Source organism: Microcoleus sp. T3_A4 (genome assembly GCF_036700465.1).
GTDB lineage: Bacteria > Cyanobacteriota > Cyanobacteriia > Cyanobacteriales > Microcoleaceae > Microcoleus.
This window is the reverse complement of the sequence record NZ_JAUBOY010000056.1, coordinates 16,000-37,126: the sequence shown is the minus strand read 5'-3', so window position 1 is coordinate 37,126 and position 21,127 is coordinate 16,000. Positions and strand designations below refer to the sequence as shown.

The 21,127-nt window shown below is 44.2% G+C and carries 22 protein-coding genes and 1 pseudogene; 16 read left to right on the top strand and 7 right to left on the bottom strand.

Annotated elements, in window-relative coordinates; genetic code table 11:
- The first annotated feature begins 6 nt into the window (after nt 1-6).
- The 7 genes from QUA07_RS25350 to QUA07_RS25320 all read left to right on the top strand — a co-directional run bounded on the left by QUA07_RS25350 (nt 7) and on the right by QUA07_RS25320 (nt 6,705).
- The gene (locus QUA07_RS25350; RefSeq protein WP_333330713.1) at nt 7-528 is read left to right on the top strand and encodes a tetratricopeptide repeat protein; all 522 of its coding nucleotides are present in this window, start codon (nt 7-9) and stop codon (nt 526-528) included.
- 199 nt (nt 529-727) lie between these two features.
- Nucleotides 728-1,084, top strand: coding sequence for a hypothetical protein (locus tag QUA07_RS25345; protein ID WP_333330710.1), 357 nt, complete (start codon nt 728-730; stop codon nt 1,082-1,084).
- A gap of 329 nt (nt 1,085-1,413) precedes the next feature.
- On the top strand, nt 1,414-2,718 hold the full coding sequence (locus QUA07_RS25340) for a TldD/PmbA family protein (RefSeq protein WP_333330707.1): 1,305 nt from the start codon (nt 1,414-1,416) through the stop codon (nt 2,716-2,718).
- Nucleotides 2,719-2,931: 213 nt separating this feature from the next.
- Nucleotides 2,932-3,756 (top strand): DUF3153 domain-containing protein, encoded by an 825-nt coding sequence (locus tag QUA07_RS25335; protein WP_333330703.1) that lies wholly within the window; start codon nt 2,932-2,934, stop codon nt 3,754-3,756.
- Between the two features lie 199 nt (nt 3,757-3,955).
- Nucleotides 3,956-4,345, top strand: a complete 390-nt coding sequence (locus QUA07_RS25330) for a LapA family protein (RefSeq protein ID WP_333330700.1) — start codon at nt 3,956-3,958, stop codon at nt 4,343-4,345.
- 66 nt (nt 4,346-4,411) lie between these two features.
- On the top strand, nt 4,412-5,227 hold the full coding sequence (locus QUA07_RS25325) for a segregation/condensation protein A (RefSeq protein ID WP_333330697.1): 816 nt from the start codon (nt 4,412-4,414) through the stop codon (nt 5,225-5,227).
- 317 nt (nt 5,228-5,544) lie between these two features.
- On the top strand, nt 5,545-6,705 hold the full coding sequence (locus QUA07_RS25320) for an NDP-sugar synthase (protein ID WP_333084974.1): 1,161 nt from the start codon (nt 5,545-5,547) through the stop codon (nt 6,703-6,705).
- 233 nt (nt 6,706-6,938) lie between these two features.
- On the opposite strand, the gene speA is transcribed toward QUA07_RS25320, so the two are convergent.
- From speA to QUA07_RS25305, 3 genes are all read right to left on the bottom strand, one after another.
- Nucleotides 6,939-8,948, bottom strand: coding sequence for a biosynthetic arginine decarboxylase (speA, locus tag QUA07_RS25315; RefSeq protein WP_333330694.1), 2,010 nt, complete (start codon nt 8,946-8,948; stop codon nt 6,939-6,941).
- Between the two features lie 317 nt (nt 8,949-9,265).
- Nucleotides 9,266-10,414: a helix-turn-helix domain-containing protein gene (locus QUA07_RS25310; protein ID WP_333330690.1), complete on the bottom strand. Its 1,149-nt coding sequence runs from the start codon at nt 10,412-10,414 to the stop codon at nt 9,266-9,268.
- A gap of 158 nt (nt 10,415-10,572) precedes the next feature.
- Nucleotides 10,573-11,163, bottom strand: a complete 591-nt coding sequence (locus tag QUA07_RS25305; protein WP_333330687.1) for a DUF3611 family protein — start codon at nt 11,161-11,163, stop codon at nt 10,573-10,575.
- A gap of 167 nt (nt 11,164-11,330) precedes the next feature.
- Here QUA07_RS25305 and QUA07_RS25300 point away from each other — a divergent pair, with 167 nt between their 5' ends.
- From QUA07_RS25300 to QUA07_RS25285, 4 genes are all read left to right on the top strand, one after another.
- Entirely contained in the window at nt 11,331-11,501 is a 171-nt protein-coding gene (locus QUA07_RS25300) for a hypothetical protein (protein WP_172186391.1), read from the top strand.
- Nucleotides 11,502-11,855: 354 nt separating this feature from the next.
- Nucleotides 11,856-12,149, top strand: a complete 294-nt coding sequence (locus tag QUA07_RS25295) for a hypothetical protein (protein WP_333246171.1) — start codon at nt 11,856-11,858, stop codon at nt 12,147-12,149.
- Between the two features lie 103 nt (nt 12,150-12,252).
- Nucleotides 12,253-12,681, top strand: a complete 429-nt coding sequence (locus QUA07_RS25290) for a heavy metal-responsive transcriptional regulator (RefSeq protein WP_333330684.1) — start codon at nt 12,253-12,255, stop codon at nt 12,679-12,681.
- A complete protein-coding gene (locus QUA07_RS25285; protein ID WP_333156529.1) occupies nt 12,678-12,830 on the top strand; it encodes a hypothetical protein in 153 nt (50 codons plus the stop codon). Before QUA07_RS25290 ends, QUA07_RS25285 begins: the two co-directional genes overlap by 4 nt.
- 308 nt (nt 12,831-13,138) lie before the next feature.
- Here the strand turns inward: QUA07_RS25285 and QUA07_RS25280 are convergent, their stop codons facing one another.
- A complete protein-coding gene (locus QUA07_RS25280) occupies nt 13,139-14,062 on the bottom strand; it encodes a fused MFS/spermidine synthase (RefSeq protein ID WP_333330681.1) in 924 nt (307 codons plus the stop codon).
- Nucleotides 14,063-14,247: 185 nt separating this feature from the next.
- Between QUA07_RS25280 and QUA07_RS25275 the strand changes: the two genes are divergently transcribed.
- The 3 genes from QUA07_RS25275 (at nt 14,248) to QUA07_RS25265 (ending at nt 15,525) form a co-directional block, all read left to right on the top strand.
- Nucleotides 14,248-14,397 (top strand): transposase family protein, encoded by a 150-nt coding sequence (locus tag QUA07_RS25275; RefSeq protein ID WP_333330679.1) that lies wholly within the window; start codon nt 14,248-14,250, stop codon nt 14,395-14,397.
- 67 nt (nt 14,398-14,464) lie between these two features.
- Nucleotides 14,465-14,710 carry a hypothetical protein gene (locus QUA07_RS25270; protein WP_333330676.1) on the top strand — a complete coding sequence of 82 codons (246 nt, stop codon included), beginning with the start codon at nt 14,465-14,467 and terminating at the stop codon, nt 14,708-14,710.
- A gap of 191 nt (nt 14,711-14,901) precedes the next feature.
- A complete protein-coding gene (locus tag QUA07_RS25265) occupies nt 14,902-15,525 on the top strand; it encodes a type II toxin-antitoxin system antitoxin SocA domain-containing protein (RefSeq protein ID WP_333330673.1) in 624 nt (207 codons plus the stop codon).
- Nucleotides 15,526-15,596: 71 nt separating this feature from the next.
- On the opposite strand, the gene QUA07_RS25260 is transcribed toward QUA07_RS25265, so the two are convergent.
- Together QUA07_RS25260 and QUA07_RS25255 are read right to left on the bottom strand one after the other, a co-directional pair.
- On the bottom strand, nt 15,597-16,613 hold the full coding sequence (locus QUA07_RS25260) for a DUF4917 family protein (RefSeq protein WP_333330670.1): 1,017 nt from the start codon (nt 16,611-16,613) through the stop codon (nt 15,597-15,599).
- 222 nt (nt 16,614-16,835) lie between these two features.
- Nucleotides 16,836-18,131, bottom strand: a complete 1,296-nt coding sequence (locus QUA07_RS25255) for a hypothetical protein (RefSeq protein ID WP_333330668.1) — start codon at nt 18,129-18,131, stop codon at nt 16,836-16,838.
- A 217-nt stretch (nt 18,132-18,348) separates the two neighbouring features.
- Here QUA07_RS25255 and QUA07_RS25250 point away from each other — a divergent pair, with 217 nt between their 5' ends.
- Together QUA07_RS25250 and QUA07_RS25245 are read left to right on the top strand one after the other, a co-directional pair.
- Nucleotides 18,349-19,773 (top strand): ATPase, encoded by a 1,425-nt coding sequence (locus QUA07_RS25250; protein ID WP_333330665.1) that lies wholly within the window; start codon nt 18,349-18,351, stop codon nt 19,771-19,773.
- Between the two features lie 226 nt (nt 19,774-19,999).
- Nucleotides 20,000-20,722, top strand: a pseudogene (locus QUA07_RS25245) (IS1 family transposase).
- A 61-nt stretch (nt 20,723-20,783) separates the two neighbouring features.
- On the opposite strand, the gene QUA07_RS30125 reads toward QUA07_RS25245, so the two are convergent.
- Nucleotides 20,784-20,957: a DUF6444 domain-containing protein gene (locus QUA07_RS30125; RefSeq protein ID WP_445242853.1), complete on the bottom strand. Its 174-nt coding sequence runs from the start codon at nt 20,955-20,957 to the stop codon at nt 20,784-20,786.
- Nucleotides 20,958-21,127 lie beyond the last annotated feature (170 nt).

Genomic DNA, 21,127 nt, shown 5'->3' with positions numbered 1-21,127 from the left:
GTGCTCGTGACTTCAGAAAAGTTAGAAATTGTTCAAACTGAGTACCAAGCTGGGCAAGTAGCTTTTGAGAGTGGCCGGTATGCTCAAGCTGTGCAGAGTTTAGAAACAGCTACCGGTTTAGTCGATCGAAATTCCCGGTTGGGCGGTGAGGTGCAGATGTGGCTAGTGACAGCCTACGAAGCCTCTGGCAATACAGAAAGGGCGATCGAGCTTTGCCGTGCGCTCACCCGCCATCCCCGCCAAGAAACCCGCCAGCAAGCAAAGCGCTTGCTGTTCATTCTCGAAGCTCCCAAACTCACTATCCCTCCTGAATGGATGGTGAAAATCCCTGATTTGGCAGCTTTAGATGAAAATCAATCAATTAATTTTCAAGCCAATCCCAACGCTGATATCAAGTACGCTAAACCCAAGCCAGTCGTACCAGAGCCTGTAGATTTGAGTCAGGTTAATACGAAAGATAATAGGTTTATCTGGGTGGCGTTAATTGCGATCGGGCTAATTTTAGGCGGATTATTTTTTAGTTATTAATCATTTTTTCATTCCCACAAACTTTATCTCTAGGGTGCGCCTCGGCGCACCTGACCCCTACTGAGAGAAGTTAAGCAATGCCTTTTAGCAAAAAAGTATCAGCGCGGTCGCCAAAGAATTCCAAATTAATTGCCTACGGGATAATTTCATTCTCGAAACAGAATTTGCAGTCAGCAACGTTTTTCGGAATGAATTAGAATTGATTTTCAATGAGGGAGTATTTGACAACTCGGAAATCGCCCTTTGTGAAAATATCATTTATCCTGTATTAAAAGAAGTTTGGAAAAATTATCGCAGTAATTTTCTCCTCTGGAGTCACCAAACCTTCGTCTATAATGAGAATCTGTCAGGAATTCCAGATTATATATTGGCGAAGCGCTCCCCCCTTGGCACAGTAGTTTTGGACAAGCCCTATTTCATATTAGTTGAAGCCAAGAAAGAGAGCGCATTTGATGAAGGATGGGGGCAGTGTTTGGCAGAAATTATCGCCGTGGAGCGACTTAACAATGAACCAGAACAAACTATCTTTGGTATTGTTTATAATGGCGCAATGTAGCAGTTTGGCAAGCTGAAATTAGAAATGTTTACTCAAAATAAATTTTTCTATACAATTCAGGACTTAGAGCGACTGTTTGCAGCCGTTAACTATGTTTTTAAACAGTGTGAATTACAATTAGAGGAGAAGGAAGTTCGGCAACGGATTGTTTAACGGGTGTAACGGATGTAGCGGATGTAGCCGAGGTTAGGAAGAAGGAATAAGGAAGATACCACCAGTGATTTTGACACGGATACACGGATTAATTATCGAGCATGAGGCAGGAGTCAGAAGTTGAATAGCGATAATTGCTAAAATAAAAAAAAGACAAAACCAGAAAGGCGATTATTGTGAGCGATTCAACCGTAGACCAAATTTTAAAATTGGCATCTCAACGCGCCGATGCTGCTGAAGTATACTACCTATCGAGTCAAGACACCCCTATCGAATTTGAAAACAATCGCCTCAAATCCCTGCAAACCAAAGCACTGCAAGGCGTCGCACTCCGGCTGATTTCGCACGGCAAAATCGGTTTTGCTAGTTCCACCGATTTAACGCGGATAGACGATTTAGTAGATGCAGCGATTCAAACAGCCGAAATCGGCGATCCCGCAGAATTTGAACTCGCCTCCAACTTCCACCTAAAAGGCCCGGAAACCACCTACACTCCGCCCACAACTGCTGAATTAGTCGAAAACGGCAAAAACCTAATCGAACAAGTTCACGCCTACAATCCCGATATTATGGTAGATGTCGGCTTCCACGTCCGCAGCGGCAGAGTAAAAATTGCCACGACGCAAGATTTGTATGCCGAAAGAAGCAGCCAAATAGTCAGCGGCTCGCTCTCAGGAAATTTGGTACAGGGAGAAGACTTTATGCAAGCATACAGTTACGACGTTGCGCGCGATCGTCCCCTCGACACCAACAGCATCCTCCAATCACTCCTCGAAAAATACCGCCTCGCCGAAGATTCAGCCACCATCGCCAGCGGTTCCTACCCAGTATTATTTACCCCCAGAGCCGCCGCTAGCACCCTCGGCGGCCTCTTTGATACCATCCTTTCAGGCCAAGCAGTAGTTCAAAAAGCCTCTCCCCTAGCCGACAAAATCGGCGAAACCTTATTTGACGAACGCTTTACCTTTTTTGAAGACCCCACTTTAGGCCCTTCTGCTTGTCCCTTTGACGACGAAGGTACACCCACCACCCGCAAAATCTTGATAGACAAAGGTACTGTCACCGGATTTTATTGGGATCGCAGGTGGGCCGCTCGCGCCGGTGTACAATCAACCGGCAATGGTTTTCGTGGCGGATTGTCTCGCCCAGGCCCTGATTTGACTAACTTTTGCATTTCCCCAGGAAATACCGCCACTCAAGACTTGATTGCTAGCATGGATGAAGGTCTAATAGTAGAGCAGGTTTTAGGTGCCGGTCAGTCCAATCAGTTAGCTGGCGAATTTTCTGTCAATTTGGACTTAGGCTATAAAGTAGAAAAAGGCAAAATTGTGGGTCGCGTCAAGAATACAATGGTGGCAGGCAGCATTTTTGAAGCGTTTAAAAATTTGGCAGATTTAAGCAGCGAAGCCGAATGGGTAGGCGGTGCAGCCTATTTGCCAAGTATGCTGTTTCAACAGTTGGGTGTAGCTTCGAGGCAATAAGTTCAGTGCGTTTTTACTCGTTACCAGGCTCTGCCTGGTAATACATATCATGAGGCTTTGCCTCGAATTTGGATGAAAGCTTGCGAGGCAAAGCCTCTGGACATGGGTTCCCAGGCAGAGCCTAGGAACCAGTTAAACAAACATAGAAACAGTGTCGGCAATTCAACGCTTTGCTAATTCATGCAAATAGGGAAAAATAGGGAAAAATTTATAATGAAAGAGCCAAATGTCAAGGATGGAACGGGGAAGAAGAAAAAGCACTTTTTCTTTCTTTTACCTTTGGTTTTTTGCCTTTTAACTCTAGTGACTGGATGCGTTCAGTACGATGTCGGGGTCAACTTTGAGAGTCAAACTCGCGGCGAAATCGTGCAGCACATTAAACTAGGGGAAAGGTTGACGAGCTTCAGCAGCGAAACTGTTGCAGAATGGTTGAAAAGCGTAGAAAGCCGGGTGAGGTTGCTGGACGGAAAAACTAAACGGGTTTCCCCCACAGAAGTTCTAGTGAGGATTCCTTTCAATAATGGAGCCGAGTTGCAAGACAAGTTCAACCAATTTTACAATCCGATCGCACCAACCACAAAATATCGGGCGGCAAGTCCGCTAGAAACCGATTTGCCGAAGTTTGAATCTCACCTTAGTGTCAAGCAGAATAATTTGTTATTAATGCTGCGAAATCGGTTGAGTTTGGAATTAGATTTGCGCTCTCTTTCTCTGCTTTCTTCTAATGGCAGTCTGCTGCTGAGTCCGGGGGGACTTTTGGAGCTAGACTTTAGCTTGAACACGCCTTGGGGCGCCGAAAGTATTGAAACAGTCGCCGGTGCCCTGGTTCCCGAAAGCTATCAGCAAGGAAAACAGTTAGTTTGGAAGCTCAAACCCGGAGAAGTTAACTATTTGGAGGCGATATTCTGGATTCCCAGTCCCGTAGGAATTGGGGCGCTGATTATTGCCTTATTTGTAGCTGCAGGCATTGCCTTGAAATATCAAATATTGCCAGCACTGGGAATCGGCAAGAAACCCCAAAACATCGGTCAAACCTAAAGAGGATATCTCCTGCAGGGGCGGGTTAACCAATATCTTCAATCAACTCTCAGAACTCCAATAAACCCGCCCCTCCCCGGATAGTATGGTTAATTGACCCGATTTTATATTATCAAAAAAAATGAGAACATCTGCCAAAAAAAGTTGACAAATGGTAAATAATTTGCTTAACCTGAATTGAGAATTAGGAACAGAGAAAATGCGATCGCTAAATTTCTTCTTCATCTTTCTGATTTGCTTGGCTCTAGTATTATTCAGCATCGAAAATACAGAGCCAGTCGCGATTCAAGTTATCAAAGGCGTCCAAGTTAAAGCTCCGCTGTGCGTAGAACTAATTGTGGCGGCTGGATTAGGGGCAACCCTAGCGTGGCTGTTCAGTCTGTGGTCGAGAATGCAGCGAACCCTCGCCTCGCGCCAACAACTCCGCCAAGTTCGCGAAAAAGAGCAGCGGATTCAGGAATTAGAACAAAATCTTGAACGCTATAAAGCAGAAGTAGAAGGCAAACAACCTTTGTTAGAAAGTGCAGAACCGATAAGTTTAGAAATAGCAGCTATTGAGGGCACAACTGCTGAAATGACAGCCAATTAACTTGATATGCTCTCTCGTTTTCTCAGAGGCAAAATCTAAAATCTAAAATATAAAATCTAAAATCTAATGGCCGTTTCCCGAGACCAAGATGGGTTAGAAACGATTTCCGAGGGGATCGCAATTTTAATTGACCTAGCCGAACGGGGAGAAATTGATCCTTGGGACGTTAAGGTAGTTGAAGTGTTCGATCGATGTCTGAGCAAGCTTACGAACGCCTGCGATGCCGATCAGAGTAAGGATTTCTCCGATTTGTCCCACTCCGGCCAAGCGTTTTTGTACGCTTCAATGCTGGTGTTGCTCAAAGCAGAAAGTATCGTCCTCTCCGAACCCCCCGCGAATCCCGACTCGGCCGACGAGCCGGCAGTAGAAGACGCAGAGCACTCAGGCGGGCGACACTTGCCGCAGCATTTAGAGCGACAATTGCGCCGTCGCGGTGTAGCTCAACTACCGCAAAAACGCCCGGTGACTCTCCCAGAACTGATTGAGCAGTTGCAGCTAATGAAAGCAGCAATGGAGCAGACAGTTACTCCCCGACGCCGCCCTACCTCAAAAATGCGATCGCAAGCGGCACAGGCTATCTTTGAGCTAGCTCACCAAGAAAATCTCGTAGAAACTGCTAGTGAACTCGAACGGTTTCTGACTCAGCGGGGCGCGGAAATTGACGAGGGTTGGCTGGACTTGGACAAATTGCTAGAGCTCTGGCATCATAACGATTTGCACTCTCCTGTCAACCCAGAACACCCGGTATCGACTGGGGAAGTTCACTTGCCAAATCATGACCGTGTGGGTATTTTTTGGGCGTTGTTGCTGCTATCGGCTCAGTCTAAAGTAGAGTTGCTTCAAGAGGAGTTTTATCAAGACCTCAAAATCCGCGCGCTTTGAGCTTGCAGGGTATTAGGTTATCGGGCGAAGCGAAACTAATAACTGTGCCGCTGCGTCGGTTAAAATTCCAGACAGAACCTCGCTCGCCGACATTCTGCTGCTGAGTCTCGAATGCGGACAGCGGGAGTGCGAAGTTTTTGCTGATTCCCGATTCCTGGTTTCTTAAATCAAGCAAATAGGGAAGAGTCATTGATAGCCTGGTACGATGTCGCCTATAAACAGGTCAGGATTTTGCCGCGCTCGATCGATTCGATCGCAACCGCTAGCATCTAATTGTTGAGTTTATATCAATTAACAGAGGGTTGAGGAAGTTAAGAATGAAAGCGATGATTCTGGCGGCCGGTAAAGGCACTCGCGTCCGTCCCATTACTCAGACAATACCCAAACCGATGATTCCCATCCTGCAAAAGCCAGTGATGGAGTTTTTGGTTGAATTGCTCCGACAGCACGGATTTGACCAGATTATGGTCAATGTTTCCCATTTGGCAGATGTGATTGAAAACTACTTCCGTGACGGTCAAAAATTTGGGGTACAAATTGCCTATTCTTTTGAAGGGCGAATTAAGGAGGGAGAACTTATTGGAGAAGCTCTGGGTTCGGCTGGTGGTATGAAGCGGATTCAGGACTTCTCGCCGTTTTTTGATGATACTTTTGTGGTGCTGTGCGGCGACGCTTTGATTGACTTGGACTTGACTGCTGCTGTGAAGTGGCATCGGGAAAAAGGGGCGATCGCTACTATTGTTATGAAATCGGTTCCCCGCGAAGAGGTTCCCAGTTACGGAGTGGTCGTAACAGACGAGTCTGGCAAAGTTAAAGCTTTCCAAGAAAAACCTTCTGTAGAAGAAGCTCTGAGTACCGACATTAACACTGGTATTTATATTTTTGAACCGGAAATATTCAAATACATCCCTTCGGGTCAGGAATATGATATCGGTTCGGAGTTATTTCCCAAGCTAGTAGCAGAAGGCGCGCCTTTTTACGGAATTAGCATGGACTTTGAGTGGGTGGATATCGGCAAAGTTCCTGACTATTGGCGGGCAATTCAGAGCGTGCTGCTGGGACAAGTTAAAAATGTTTCGATTCCGGGAATTGAAGTGCGCCCCGGCATTTACGCTGGTTTGAATGTAGCTGTCAACTGGGATAAGGTTGATATTACTGGGCCTGTTTACATTGGTGGGATGACGATCATTGAGGATGGAGCAAAAATTGTCGGCCCGACAATGATTGGCCCAAACTGTTGGCTTTGCAGTGGCGCCACTGTGGAAAACAGCGTGATTTTTGAGTATTCCCGTTTGGGCCCGGAGGTGCGGTTGGTTGACAAACTGGTGTTCGGGCGCTACTGCGTTGATAAAACCGGGGCTGCGATCGATTTGCAAGCGGCGGCTCTCGATTGGCTAATTACTGACGCTCGCCAAGTTTTACCAACTCAGCAGGGAGAAGAGCGGCGGGCGATCGCAGAAATTCTCCGTCCTGAATAATTGGTAATTGCTCAAGGTAAGGTGCGCTAGGCGCACCCTACTTTTACATTTATAAGCTCAGCTTTTAATTCTGGTAATGTGCTTAGGTTGCACCTCACATCTTCCACCATTCTCGCTTAACAGGCTTTCCGGCCTGTTCCACAAGAAAATCTACTCTTTGTGGAACAGGCCGGAAAGCCTGTTCATAAAAGGCTTCTTGACAGTGGTGCAACATCTCAGTTACACCCTACATTTTAAGACTGAAGATAAGTATATTGGCTGAGACTCCGCTCGTAATTTTGCAGCAAAAGCTGGGCCTCGGAAAGAGTAATTTTATTTTGCTGCAAAGCTGCTTCTGTCTGACGGCGAATGCTTTCAACCAAATTTTCTGAATCATACTGTACGTAGCTGAGGACTTCTTTCATAGTGTCTCCTTTCACAACGTGTTCGATATGATAGCCAGAAGGTGTTAGCTGAATGTGAACTGCATTAGCATCGCCGAATAAGTTGTGAAGGTTGCCCATAATTTCTTGATAAGCACCTCCCAAAAATAGCGCCAAATAGTAAGGTTCTCCAGGTTTGAGAGTATGCAGTTCCAAAACCGACTTCACATCTCGCAAATCGATGAATTGGTCGATTTTGCCGTCGCTGTCGCAGGTAAGATCGGCTAAAATACCGCGTTGAGTTGGTTCTTCGTCGAGTCGGTTAATTGGCATAATTGGGAATAATTGGTTAATTGCCCAACTGTCCGGTACTGACTGGAAAACAGATAAGTTGATGTAATAAATGGACGCCATCACCTTTTCTAAGTCTTCCAAATCGTCAGATACATATTCTTTTTGCCGCGCGATCTTCTGTATTTTATCGCAGCAAGCCCAGTACAACTGTTCGGTTTTCGCCCGTTCCGCAATTCCCAAATAGCCTAAGTTAAATAAACTGACTGCTTCTTCCTTGAATTGGATAGCATCGTGATAAACTTCTTGGTAATTTTCGGGACTAATAGATTGGTAAATTTCGTAGAGATTGCGCGGAATTTGGTGCGCGTTTTCATCTACTGGTTCTGGTACTTCTCTGGGGACATCGCTAGTACCGAGTACGTCAAAAACTAACACTGATTGGTGAGAAGCGATCGCCCGCCCGCTTTCGCTAATGATAATGGGAACCGGGATTTTCCGCTCGTCGCAGGCATCTTTCACTCCCGCTACTACGTCGTTAGCGTAGTTTTGCATATTGTAGTTTTTGGAAGCGTGAAAGTTTGTTTTAGACCCGTCGTAGTCAACGCCGAGTCCACCTCCTACGTCCAAGTAGTTCATATTAGCTCCCAATTTAGCTAATTCTACATAAATGTGGCTGGCTTCTCGAATGGCGTCTTTGATGACACTAATTGAGGAAATTTGAGAGCCGATATGGAAGTGCAGTAACTGCAAACAATCGAGCATTCCAGCTTTTTCTAGTTCGCCGACTGCACGGATAATTTCAGGAATTGTCAAGCCAAATTTTGCCCGATCGCCCGTGGAACCTCCCCAGCGGCCAACGCCTTTGGTAGTGAGTTTTGCTCGCACTCCCAAAATCGGTTTAATGCCTAATGTTTTGCTCGCGGCGATTGCGAGTTCTACTTCCTCTATTTGCTCCAGCACAATTACGGAAGTTTGCCCTAGCCGCTGCGCCAAAATAGCAGTTTCTATGTATTCGCGGTCTTTGTAACCATTACAAATTAACAAAGCGCCTGGAGTTTTCAATGTCGCCAAAGCTATCATTAATTCGGGTTTAGATCCGGCTTCCAGTCCGAAGTGATGGGGTTGACCAAAACGCACCAAATCTTGAATTAATTGTCGGTGCTGGTTGCATTTAACTGGAAACACACCGCGATAGACATTTTTGTAATTGTACCGAGCGATCGCTCTGGCAAAACACGAATTTAAGCGCTCGATCCGGTCTTCCAAAATATCAGAAAATCGAATCAGCAGGGGCAAAGCCAAATTTCGCTGTTTGAGAGAGTCTACCAGTTCGCACAAGTCGAGGGAACCGCCGCGATCGCCCTTGGGAGAGACTGTAACGTGACCGGCTGCATTGATCGAAAAATACGGTTCGCCCCAACCTTGAATTCGGTAGAGTTTCTCACTATCTTCTATTGTCCAAGATGCTTGTGGCAGTTGAGCTGCCGTTACCAAGGCACTGTCTGGTGTCGCCAAACTCGTGGCTGTTGGCGAGTGAGTCGATAGCGGATCGAGATCGGAGAAAGCAGCGGTGGCTGGGGAACTCATCTTATCGGAAACCTCTTTTAGGAGTGGTCAAATAGATAGTTTATCGCACATATCGGGTTTCCTGATGCAGTTGAAAAATCACTTTGGGTACACGGGCTGGCGATTTTAGATTTTAGATTTTAGATTTTAGATTTTAGATTTTAGAATTGACTCTACAGATGGATGAAGGTGGGGGATTGAACTAAAATCTCAACCGTAATTGCTTTCCTGGACTTATTTCTTCAAGCAAGTATCCGTATGGAGGTGAATTCGGAAACCTGGTTTCCGAGTTCACCTGCACCAAGAGAGTGGTCGGACGATCGATCGCCCGACACACACTAACCAAAAATCACCTCCGGCGGCGCCATGTCAGCCCCCATCCTCAATCCCCCGTTATTAGACTTCTTCAAACCCGGTTGAGGTGCTTTTTCTGGGGTCTTCTGAGCCGGTGCAACTGAGGCTGGCGGTGTCACCTGCGTTGGAGGTACTGCCTGTGCTCCTGGCACCACGGGTTGCTGTGACAGCCAACCCAAGCCCCCTACAGCCCCAGCCATCAAAGCGGTGTAGCCGATGTACAAATGCACCGGACGCATTTGAAAGCCTTCGCCTGAGTCAGAATCGGAAACAGACACATACATACTGGGAATTGGACTCGGAGCGGGTTTGGGCAAAGCATTCGCCATAGCGCTGCCGTCTAGTCCCAAGGCGTCGCCCAGTCTGCGGATAAAACCTCTAACGTAAATATCTTGGGGCAGTTTGTCGATTTCCCCATTTTCGATCGATTCGATGTGGTGAACCGGCACAAGAGTTTGACTGTGGAGTTGCAGCAGAGATAGGGAGCGAATTTGCCGTCCCTTACGCAATTCTCCACCCAACTCCCGCAGGCACTCTTCTCGCTGTTGAACTGCTATTGCTGCTTCTTCTTCCTTGGTGAGTTTTTTCGGCTTTTTGGGAAAACCGAACCCTGGGAAGGATTTTCCGGGGAGGGTGACAGTTGCAGGTGGAGCCGACTCGACTTTAATTTCGTCTTGGGGCGCTTCTTTGCTGTCTTCAGAGGTGTTACTTTCTCCATCGGAATTTTCTGTGTCGGACTCGGTTTGGGGCGGCGCTTCCACACTAGCGCTGCGCCAATAGAAGACAGGAGCAGCTACTGGTGGCTCCAATTCTTGAATTTCTGTCACCGTCTCAATGGCGGGACTTACAGCAGTAAAACTCTCTGGGGCTACTTGCGGTTCAATTTTGTTTTGTTTGGGAAATCGATCGAATGCGAGCTTGACGGCTTCTCTGCTAACTGCTCTAATTAAAATTTCGGCAGCGGAGGCTGCTTCACCCAACATTGTTTGCAAGCTAGCTAGAGCTTGGCTATAGGTGTCGCTACATACGAGTTCAGCTTCTATTTGACCTAGGACAGAACGAAAACTTTCTTGAGAAATTTCAATAGTTGGGTGATCTGTCACCCCAAAATAAGCCTCGGGTTTCAGTGCCATGATATTCATGTTGTCTTGGTAGAAGGTATCTGAGTACGTTCTTCGACAGGTTGGCAGTGATTCCGGATGTCGGTTGGGGGAGAGTGGGAGAGTGAGAGAGAGTGAGAGAATGAGAGAGTGGGAGAGTGGGAGAGGCGCAATTCCCACTTACCAATTTTCTATTGCTTGTGGATGCGATCGAGCAACCACAGAGCCCCGAAAATCCCGACAAAATGGGCAACAGTGGCGTGAGTATTGGCGAGTACCACAAATATATCTAGGGGCTGAATAAATCGGCCCACATCAACTGCGGCACCGAACAAGGCTTGCGGCTGAGCTAGAGATTTGGCTAAAAGTGTGCCGCTGATGGCTTCTGCGCCGATCAGCGTCAGGATCATTCCTGACAAGTTACTCATCAGTGCCAGCCGCACCTCTTTGATGGTGTCTGCTTTTTTGGGGCGGACTGCGTTACCGGGCGATCGCAGTTGTCTCGACAAGCGAGTGAAGCGGAAAGAGCGATATACGCTGTAAGCGAGTACGGCCAGCCCGCAAATGGCAAAAAATACGCCGCCGCCGGTGCCGGCACTGGTTGAACCCGCACCGGCGGTAGCCCTGGGGAGGGCGAAGGGGATGGCAAAGAGCAAAATGATCGCCGCTACCACCCCTAGCACTACCTGTACCCAGAAGCAAACCCAGCCTGTTGTACGAAGGGCAAAGGCTACTCGCTGTACCGCGACAGGAAGCTTATCGTTATCTAACTGATTAGTCATATTTTGAGCGGGTATAATTAATTGGCATTAGTTGGCAGCAGTTTTTTCTCTTGGGGGACGGTTGACGGCGGTTAACCCTCTTTATAATAGAAGTAGCAATGTTTAAGATTTGTAACTAACATTGGATTTCACATTTGAATAGCGTCGATCGCCAGGTACCCAAAGCAATGACACAACTACAACCCACGGTCACTCCCAAACTGGAACAGCCAAAGTTTGGCTTCAACAGCTACGCGGAACGCCTTAACGGTCGAGCCGCGATGATCGGTTTTTCTCTAACTTTAATTATCGAGTATGTCACAGGCCAGGGCTTGCTGTCCTGGTTAGGTCTCAACTAATTTTAGCAATGGCGCGGTCAGCCTTACACTTTGTCTTGACTCTTCCGGCAGCGGGTGTGACTGCTGCTGACCGCGACAATTTCGGGAATTGATTAAAATATTAATTACAAAGAAGCCCAGCGACTTCTCTGTCGAGAGAGATCGGTTCCCGAATGCAATAGCTGGCTTTTGGAGGTATATATGGGGTGGAATTTTGATTTGACAAGCTTGGCAATTTTGCCTCGCTCCCGTACAATTCCCCACAGGCGAGAAGATTAATTTAGGTGAAGCTAGTCTTTGAGCTAGAAATCCCGATCGTTCCGCCAACTCTAAGTTTTAGAGATTGTAAATAAATATAGAACAGAGTAAAACCAAATGAATGCTTCGTGGACGCGACTTTTGAGGTCAGCTTACCGTAAAGAGCCAATTACCAGCTTTGTTGTGACAGTGGGCGTTGTCGATGCAGCCATCGGCAGCATGGGTGCGAGTGGCTCTTTATTGGCTTTTGGGCTGGGCACGGCTGGGGTGGCGATGGCTCTCCGCTGGTGGCAATTTTACCGCTCTGCAGCCGAACAACCCGCGCCGGCTCCCGAATACTATCTTCCTCCTCAGTCTTCTAGACCTCAGTTGCCTGTGCTTAATGTGTCTAAAAAAAATCCTCCTTATTAAGATTACTGGGCAATGCTGACTGGGCGATGTGCCGATCGACTCCTTGGATCTGAGGCACTAAAAGATAGGGCAAGAAAGTCTTTCGATCTTGGATGCTTGGTTTATGAATATTTCTGTTGCCGAGAAACTGTACAAAATTGGCTCTGTAGCTGCCTGTAGTGGTTTGTCGGTGAAAACTGTTCGTTATTATGAGGAGATGGGCTTGCTGTCTCCTGCGGTAAAGCGATCGCCCGCTGGTTATCGCTTGTTTGGCGAAACGGTATTCAACAGGTTGGCGTTTATTAAACGCTCTCAGGCTCTGGGTTTGAGCCTTCATGAGATTAAGGATATTTTACAAGTTCGCGATCGGGGAGAGTTGCCTTGCTCGGAAGCGAAGCAGCATCTAACGGCTAAGGTAGAGGAAATTTCCGTGCAAATTGCAGCCTTAGAAACTTTGAAGGGGGAGTTGCTAGGCATTCTCAACTGCTGGCAAGAGCAACCCTCACAGGCGAGCATTACTAGCACGATTTGTCCGAACATTCAGCGGGATTGAGCAGCGGAAAGATACAAAAAAAGGGAAGGAATTATGGGTTTCCTTCCCTTGATGGTTTTGTTGGTGGTTTGGTTGGTGGTTTTGTCGATCGTTTGGTCGATCGTGTTGAGCTTTTAACTGTTTTCGCAGAGTTTGCTGTTGCTTTTTAAGTTGCCGAGCCCTGGCTGAGCCGCCTTTACCTTTGGAGTTTCTACCCTCGCTGCGAGGAGACTCCCAACTTTTTAGTCTCATGTTTTTCATTGTTTGCACTACTTCTATAATACACCGCCAGATGTTCACTGTCAAGTATTTTTTAGAGCGATGTTTCGTAGTATCAACTGTTGACTGATGGGGATTTGCTAAAGGCAGAGCGATGGTGCGCCCATAAACACCCTACAGCCCGATGGTGCCCCCATAAGCACCCTACAATTAGAGTTTTTTGTGGGATTCGGTTAACCGCCCTAATTGTGTATATTTATCAGTCCAAATATCCGGCGGGTATTTCAGCATCTGTAAAAATTGGCAGCGTTTCCCAAATTTTCACCCATTCGGGAAATTGGGCTACTTTTTTGAGCTGGAGCGACATTTCTATTAAGGAAAATCCTAAATTGTGGAAATCTTGAATAAGTTCGGCTTTCAAGAAAATTTCATTTTTAGTTAAATCGGGAGCATTAGTCGCAATGACAATGCTATTGCCGGTTTCTAAATTGCATATATAAACTTGTGCGAACACAGTTTGAATTGTTTTCACGGCTGCCGCATTAAACTCTTGTTTGTGGAACAGGTGGACAACTAGAACACCTGCGCTTGACAAGCGAGTTTTGCACAGTTGGTAAAATTCTTGTGTCACCAATTTATAGGGCATATAGCCGCTGCCAAAACCAGCATCCACGATAATTATATCGTTTTTTACTGGGGAATCTTGTTGGGCTAGATATTCGCGCCCGTCTTGAATGGCTACTTTGAGTCTGTCGTCGAGTTGAATGCCAAAAAATTTTTGAGCTACTTCGACTACTTTTTGGTCAATATCTGTACATTCGACTATCGCGTTAGGGAAATAGTGGTGAAAAAATCTGGGGAGGCTGCCGCCACCAAATCCGATTACATAGATTTTTTTTGGGTGAGTTTTCCAGACTAATGCTAGCAGCACGGATCGGGAATAGGGAAAGATTAAATTTAGTGGATTGTTGAGGTCTAGGATTGATTGAGCTACATTTGTGATTAAGGTTTCTCTGTCTGCTAAAAGCAGTAGTAGCACTGAGTTTATTTTTTTTACGGCGATGCAGTTGTCGCCGGAGTTTTGTTGAAATAGGATGCCGTCTGGCTGTTGCTGAAGCCAATTGATTTGTTTTTGAATAGCTGCTAAATTGCTAGTTTGTCGATCGCCTTTATAATCAGTCATACGATTTTAGATTTAAGATGTTAGATTCAGGGTAAACGCATCTTAACTTTAACCCAAAATATGCTACAGTTATATCCGACTAATTTTTTATGTAGTTTATGGTAGCTCATGAGTGTGATCAATGGCAAGAGGTTTTAGTAAAGCTGTAACTTCCCAACAAAAACAAACAGATTCATTGCAAAAGAGTGAATATTTTAAATGCCAGTTCTTTAAAAAATTTGGCCACCTTGAACGACCCAAGAATAGAAAGAAGTAAAGAACATTTGCTCAATGATATTAGATCGATCGCGATTCTAGCTATCATCAGCGGTGCCGACGGATGGGTGGCAATATAAGCCTATGGTAACGCCAAATATGAATGGTTAAAAAGCTTTCTATAATTACCGAATGGTATACCATCTCATGACAGGTTTAGTCTCCTTCTTTGCCGGAATTGAACCGCAGCATTTTCCAGAAAGTTTTTTGAGTTGGGTAAATGCGATAGTCGGGGAATTAGAACTAAACGTGATTGCCATTGATGGCAAAACAATGAAACTATATTATGACCGAAATGAGCCGCAAAAAGCGCTACATAGAGTCACTGCATGGTCTTCATTTCATCAATTAGTGTTAGGGCAAAAAAAAGAGATAAAAAATTTAATGAGCTAGATGAGTATGAACCCGTAGAAGGGCGGCTGAGTGTGTCGGAGTTAGTTTGAATAATTCATGTAGGGGCGATTCCCTACGGGATAGCTGCGGTTCACGCATTTTTTGACAAATTGGGATGTAAGGGCGATCGCTATTAGGTAATTATTCCGCACTGTTTGCTACAATTATTGAAGTCGGCTCTAAAAACTGCCATGACCCAAACTACCTCAATAACAACTGAATATCAAATAAATGTAAGTTCTCCGGTATGGCAAAAAGTTGAGCAAATTGCCGGAGAATTTAACTTGTCAGTTAATGAACTATTGGAACAGATAGGCGAAGGCAAATTGAAAATTGTTGCGGTTCCAAGTAATTCGGAACAAATCAGCGATCAAGATATTGCAAATGCTTTCATTTGGTTAGCCGCGCAAACTAATGTAGAAATCAATGTCTACAAGCTACAAAAACTCTTGTATTACGCTCAAGCTTGGTATTTAGGAGTTTACGGCAAGCCACTCTTTAATGCAGATTTTCAAGCCTGGATTCACGGGCCGGTTATTCCTGATTTATTAGAAAAGTATCAATGCCAATTTAGCTGGGAACCAATTACAGAGAAAATCGAACAACCGAAACTTCCCCAAAAAATTGGGCAATTTATCGAAGAAGTTGCTGAGGCATATTTTGAGTATGATGATGAAACTTTGGAACGAATGATTTGCAGTGAAATGCCTTGGCTAGAAGCGAGAGGGGATGTACCCAGAGAGGAATCTTGTCATGCGATTATTTCTCAAGAATCGATGATAAAATATTATTCTGGCCGTGTTTTCTCTAAATAATATAAGTGAGGGGCGATCGCGCTTTGGGACAAGTTGGGATTTAAGGGCGATCGCCTGTCAGAGAAACCGGCTTAAGTATTATTCACCCTCATTGCTAATAAGCCTAAAGGATGAGTTTCAGCATCAAAAAAAACTAATTTACTTGCCTCGTCAAGTTTTTTATGTAGTTCTGCTTTTATGTGAATAATTTCTTCCGGTGACTTATTGCGACTGATAGAAATAGCTATAGGGCTAGGCTTTGCTCTTTTTATAGCATCCACAATATGCTGCTCACTGTCCCCAAGTGAATGCTCAAATACAACAAGCGCTCCTTTGTGCTGTGCAAATTGAGCATAGGCGAATGAGAGGTAATCAGAACTATATATAGACTTTAGTTTATCTTTTGCATCTCCTTCTGCAATCAACAGAGGTACAGTTCCCCCACTCCATCCTTTGCCAAATGAATCAAGGAGGTTTGTGTTTTCTTCTTGTTTGCGTTTGATTGTTTGTCCTGACGTGCTTCGATCAAGATGCAGCCCACCATGAAGGTAAAGGATTCTTGTGGCGTCTCCGTGAATTTCTGTGTCAGTAATGTCAAAATAATTATTCGCTTTCGCTTGAAAGAAATAATCCTTAAATCCATCTCCATCTGATTCGGACATAACTGCCCAATAAATTAGTAAATCATAATTGGTGCTATAAACGCATTTATAATTTAGCAGTTCTCTTCTGATGTTGTTTAATACACCACTCTCTGTTGCATTTTTCCAGGGAATATGTACACTTCTGACAGCATATCCCAACGCTGATTTAATGCTCTCGTATCGCTCTTTTATAACTGAATAATCTTTATCTAAAAGTTTATTGATCATTCTAGCAGTCGAAAGGGCGAGAAGAACTCTCTCAAAGTTTTTGGTTTCCAGGGCTTTAAATAAATCTTGATCTTCTTTTGAGAGCGGATGCTCACTGGCAACGCAAGCTTTTTCATAAAGTGATGGATATTGAAATTTCCCCCAAACTGCACAGCTAAACCCATTTCCGAGTAAAATACCACTACCACTGAAGTCATTTTTTATATCTTGCCATGATAAAACTTTTTCATCATTCATAGTTACTAAACTCCTCTAAAATCTATTTTTTATTGAAAAATACAATACTTAATGTATCTGCTGTCTCAACTATAGATTATTGCCTAAGTTCCCAAACTTGTCAAGCCATATAAAGTCATATTTAGTAGGTTGTTTATATCCTAACTAGGTCATAAAAAGTCACATTTAGTTGGTTGCTACTGAAACAGCTATATACCGAATTATTTTTAGCTTTTTCTTGGTTTATTTATCGGTAGCATCTAAACGTTTTTGGAGAGGAACTTTATCAATTACATTCTGGAACTGAGGACAATATACTTTTATAGCCGCTCCTTGTATCTCTCGTTCTACCACAAATAAATCTATATTTTCTCGCTCACTCATGGTTCCGTTTTCTAGAGATTTCATATATCTATTCAGTTGTCTATCGTTGTAGGCACGGAATAATTCTTCTTCACTCATACCTTTTGATAAGTCACTGCAATACTCTAGACCATATTGTTTTGCTCTCTCAAAAGTATATACTTCAAACATTTTTTTGTATCCTTCTTGTTGGGACTTTTTCGGGTAGCTATCAAAGGAAGCATATACTTCTCTTTGAAACTTCGCATCTTTATTCAAAAATATCCCACTAATTATTACCAGCGCTATAAATACAATAGCTCTTGTTATCGTTTTTTTGTTTTTTATAATGTACTTGTTGTCTTTGACAAAAACTAAACTTTGTTCATACAGTTTACTGATTATTGGATGACAAAGCAATGTTGTTTGGAGAAAGTTTAAAGCTGACTGAGCTAGTTGTTTTGGCGTATTTTTGTCTGGAATTTTCGCTTGAAAACCTGAAGCTTGATTATTCACGCTTAATTTCGCTGGACTTGATGTCAACTGTACTTGCGCTATCTCAAACTCTCGATTCCACACCGGAAAATCCTCCCCCACCTGCTGCCCGTAAACCTTCACAGAAGCGATCACCCCCGCCTTCAAATTCGTCAACTCCCTGCGGACAATCCTGATAGAAGCCTCCTCATCAGGAACCCGATCGCCCTCCAGCATCACCTGTAAACAACCATCTTGCAAACTCGCAGTCGCACTAATCCCCTTATTCTGTAACGGAAGATTTAACAGACTGGCGATCGCCTCCACATCCCCCAGCTTAGCCCGTTCCTTCAAACTAAGCTGATTTGACTCCGTATTTTCACTAGGACTTGCCCGCCCCTCTGTAACATCCGCAACAGGCAACTTTTGCCCCGCCACTTCAAACTCTTGACTCCACGCCGGCACTCTTGCGCCCGTCTGTCGCCCGTAAACCTTGACTTTCTCAATCGATGCAGCCCCCAAACCAGCGATCGACTTACTCACCCACGGCGCCAAGACTTGCTGACTAGGCGCTTCTGCCGATTCCAGCATCACCTGTAAACAACCATCCTTAAGGGAAGCTGCGGCGGTGATGCCCTTGGCTTGTAGCTGGCGGTTCAGCAGAAGCGCGATCGCCTTTGCATCTCCCTGTTTCGCGAGTTCCAAAATATTCGGTTGTGTCATAACAGGTAGATACAACTAACGCTTAGCATAACTTTTTGTTGTCTTAAGTATAAATTCTTTCCTAAATACCAAAGCTTGTCAAGCCAGATAAAGTCATATTTAGTAGTTGTTTTCCTCCCAACTAGGTCATAAAAAGTCACATTTAGTTGGTTGCTATCGAATAAAGTCATATTTAGTTGGGTTACAATCAGGTCAACCCCTTGCATCTGCCTGACTGATGGACGTTGAAGAAGCCTTAGAATTTGTTGACCATCTAGCTTGGACTACTACGGGAAAACATTTAGATAGTCTGCAAAAAGCTATACTGCGCGGCGCTTGGGAGAATCAGAAATATAAAGAAATTGCACAGCATCACAACCGTTCAGAGAAATACGTTAAAGAGGTTGGCTTTAAATTATGGAAACTTTTATCAGTTGCATTAGAAGATGAAGAGGTTTGCAAAGCAAATTTTCGAGCCAAACTGGAGAATTTACGATTTTTCTCTAATGTTTCACTGGTGGGCAATGGTTGTGTGAAAATTGGTAATTTCTCTGCCGACAACATTCACTACCCAAAAGTCTCACAATCTGAATCGTTACAAGAGGAAACTTTTAACGAAAAAACAACCAGTTCCGAACCGAAAGTACATTTAGATTTAGCTGATGCACCAGAACCCAACCTATTCTATAACCGCACATCCGAACTCACCACCCTCGAAAACTGGATTGTGGGCCGCACCCGCCTCATCACCATTTTAGGCTTATCCGGTATTGGCAAAACCGCCCTTACACTCCAACTAATCTCACAAATTCAACACGAATTCGATTATATTATTATTTACCGGAGTCTCCGCAATTCTCCACCACTGCAAACACTCCAAACCGACTTAATTCAATTCTGTAGGGGCGGTGCCCCCGTGCCCGCCCCCTCCGTGTCCGCCCCCTCTCCCGAAGAAAGGGCAACCACGGGAGGATTGCCCCTACTAGAATATTTACGATCGCACCGCTGTCTCATCATCCTCGATGATATCCAAACCATTTTCAGCAGCCAACAACTCGCAGGAAATTACCAACCTGGATATGAAAATTACGGCGCATTCTTCAAACAAATAACAGAATCATCCCACAACAGTTGCTTAATTCTCCTGAGTTGGGAAAAACCCAGAGAAATCGCTACCTTAGAAAGCGAAAACCGCCCCTGCAAAACTCTGCAACTCAACGGCTTAGGCCCCGAAGCACAAGAAATCTTTAGAGAAAAAGGTTTAGCAGAACCGGAGAAATGGTCAGAACTAATCGACCTTTACCGAGGCAATCCCCTATGGTTAAATATAGTTGCAACTATGATTCAAGACTTATTAGGCGGTAGCGTTTCCGAATTCCTCTCCTATGATACCCTATTCTTAGGTGACTTAGAATCTCTGCTGCACCAACAGTGCGATCGCCTAACCGCATCCGAACAACAAGCTATGGGTTGGCTAGCAAGTACCCCCGAACCAGCAGACATCTCAAAAATACCAGAAAACCTGCAACTATCAAGGGCAGAACTATTAAATGTCATGCAATCTTTAGGACGACGGTCATTAGTTGAAACAGTACAACAAAATGCGCGATCGCACTTTACTATCGCGCCCGTAATCAGAGAGTATATAACAAACAAAAAATGAAAATCGCCACCTGGAACGTCAACTCAATCCATTAGTAATAAATATGTAGTGAAGTTTAATTACAGTAATTGAATACATATGATAATTTTATAAATGACACAATCAAATTTTGTGATTTTAATATTTATTTGCGCGCTCGAATGTAGATTTAGTTACACTTCTGCTCTCATGACTAAACTATTGCTGGAATCCTTGATATCTGCCAACATTAGTTGAGTCATGTAATATGCTATTTTTACGACCAAACTGCCCTGATTGTGGTTCAAATCACATAGTGAAAACTGGTATTATTCATAATAAAAAACCAAAACACAAATGTCAAAGTTGCGGTCGCCAATTTGTCGATAATCCGACAAACAAAGTAATGAGCTTCGGAAACAAAAGATTTAATCGATCGACTTCTTTTGGAGAAGATTTCTTTGGCTGGTATAGCTAGAAGCACGGGTGTTTCTCAAAAATGGTTACAGGATTATGTAAATAATAAATATGCCTCAATCGAACGCACAGTAAAGGTTAAACCTAAAAAAAATTCAGATTGAATGTTGAATGTGATGAACTGTGGTCATTTGTAGATTGCAAAGAAAATAAGCAATGGGTGTGGTTAGCAAGGGATAGAGAAACCAGAGAAATTATTGGTGTTTATATTGGCGATGGTAGCCAAGAAGGAGCCAAACAATTATGGAATTCTCTACCTCCTGTATATCGACAATGTGCTGTTTGCTATACAGATTTTTGGCAGGCTTATGCTTGTATTTTTCCTTCGCTACGCCATCAACCAGTTGGTAAAGACAGTGGAAAAACTAATCACATTGAAAGATTTAATAATACTTTGCGCCAACGTGTTTCTCGGCTCGTAAGAAAGAATCTTTCATTTTCTAAAAAGTTAGAAAACCATATTGGTGCTATTTGGTATTTTATCCATCATTACAACTATGTTTTGAGCCAATGAATATCTAATCACTACATATTTATCACTACCCAATTTTCGATGGCTTAATGTTTGGCTTGAATCATGAGGATGGTGGAGTGCTGGAATTTTGGCTAGTTTTGGTGGGAGATGGGCCTAGTTTTGGTTCGTATGTAGCTAATGCTGCGCTAAGTTTTTGGATTTCTGGCCATAGCTCTACTATCAAGGCTTCTTTTGCCTCGTTCGATAGTTGCTTTAAGTCGGGGAGTTTTTCCATTCCTTGATCTAATGTCTATCTTGTCTTCTTGTCAAGGGGGTTGAGCAATTACAAATAAAATTACTCTATTTTGCAACTAACCCTAATGGAAACATTAATAGGACTTACGCATAGAGGGATAGAAACCGGGTATTTTACGACAATAGTTGGTTGTGACCTCTGATTCGGTA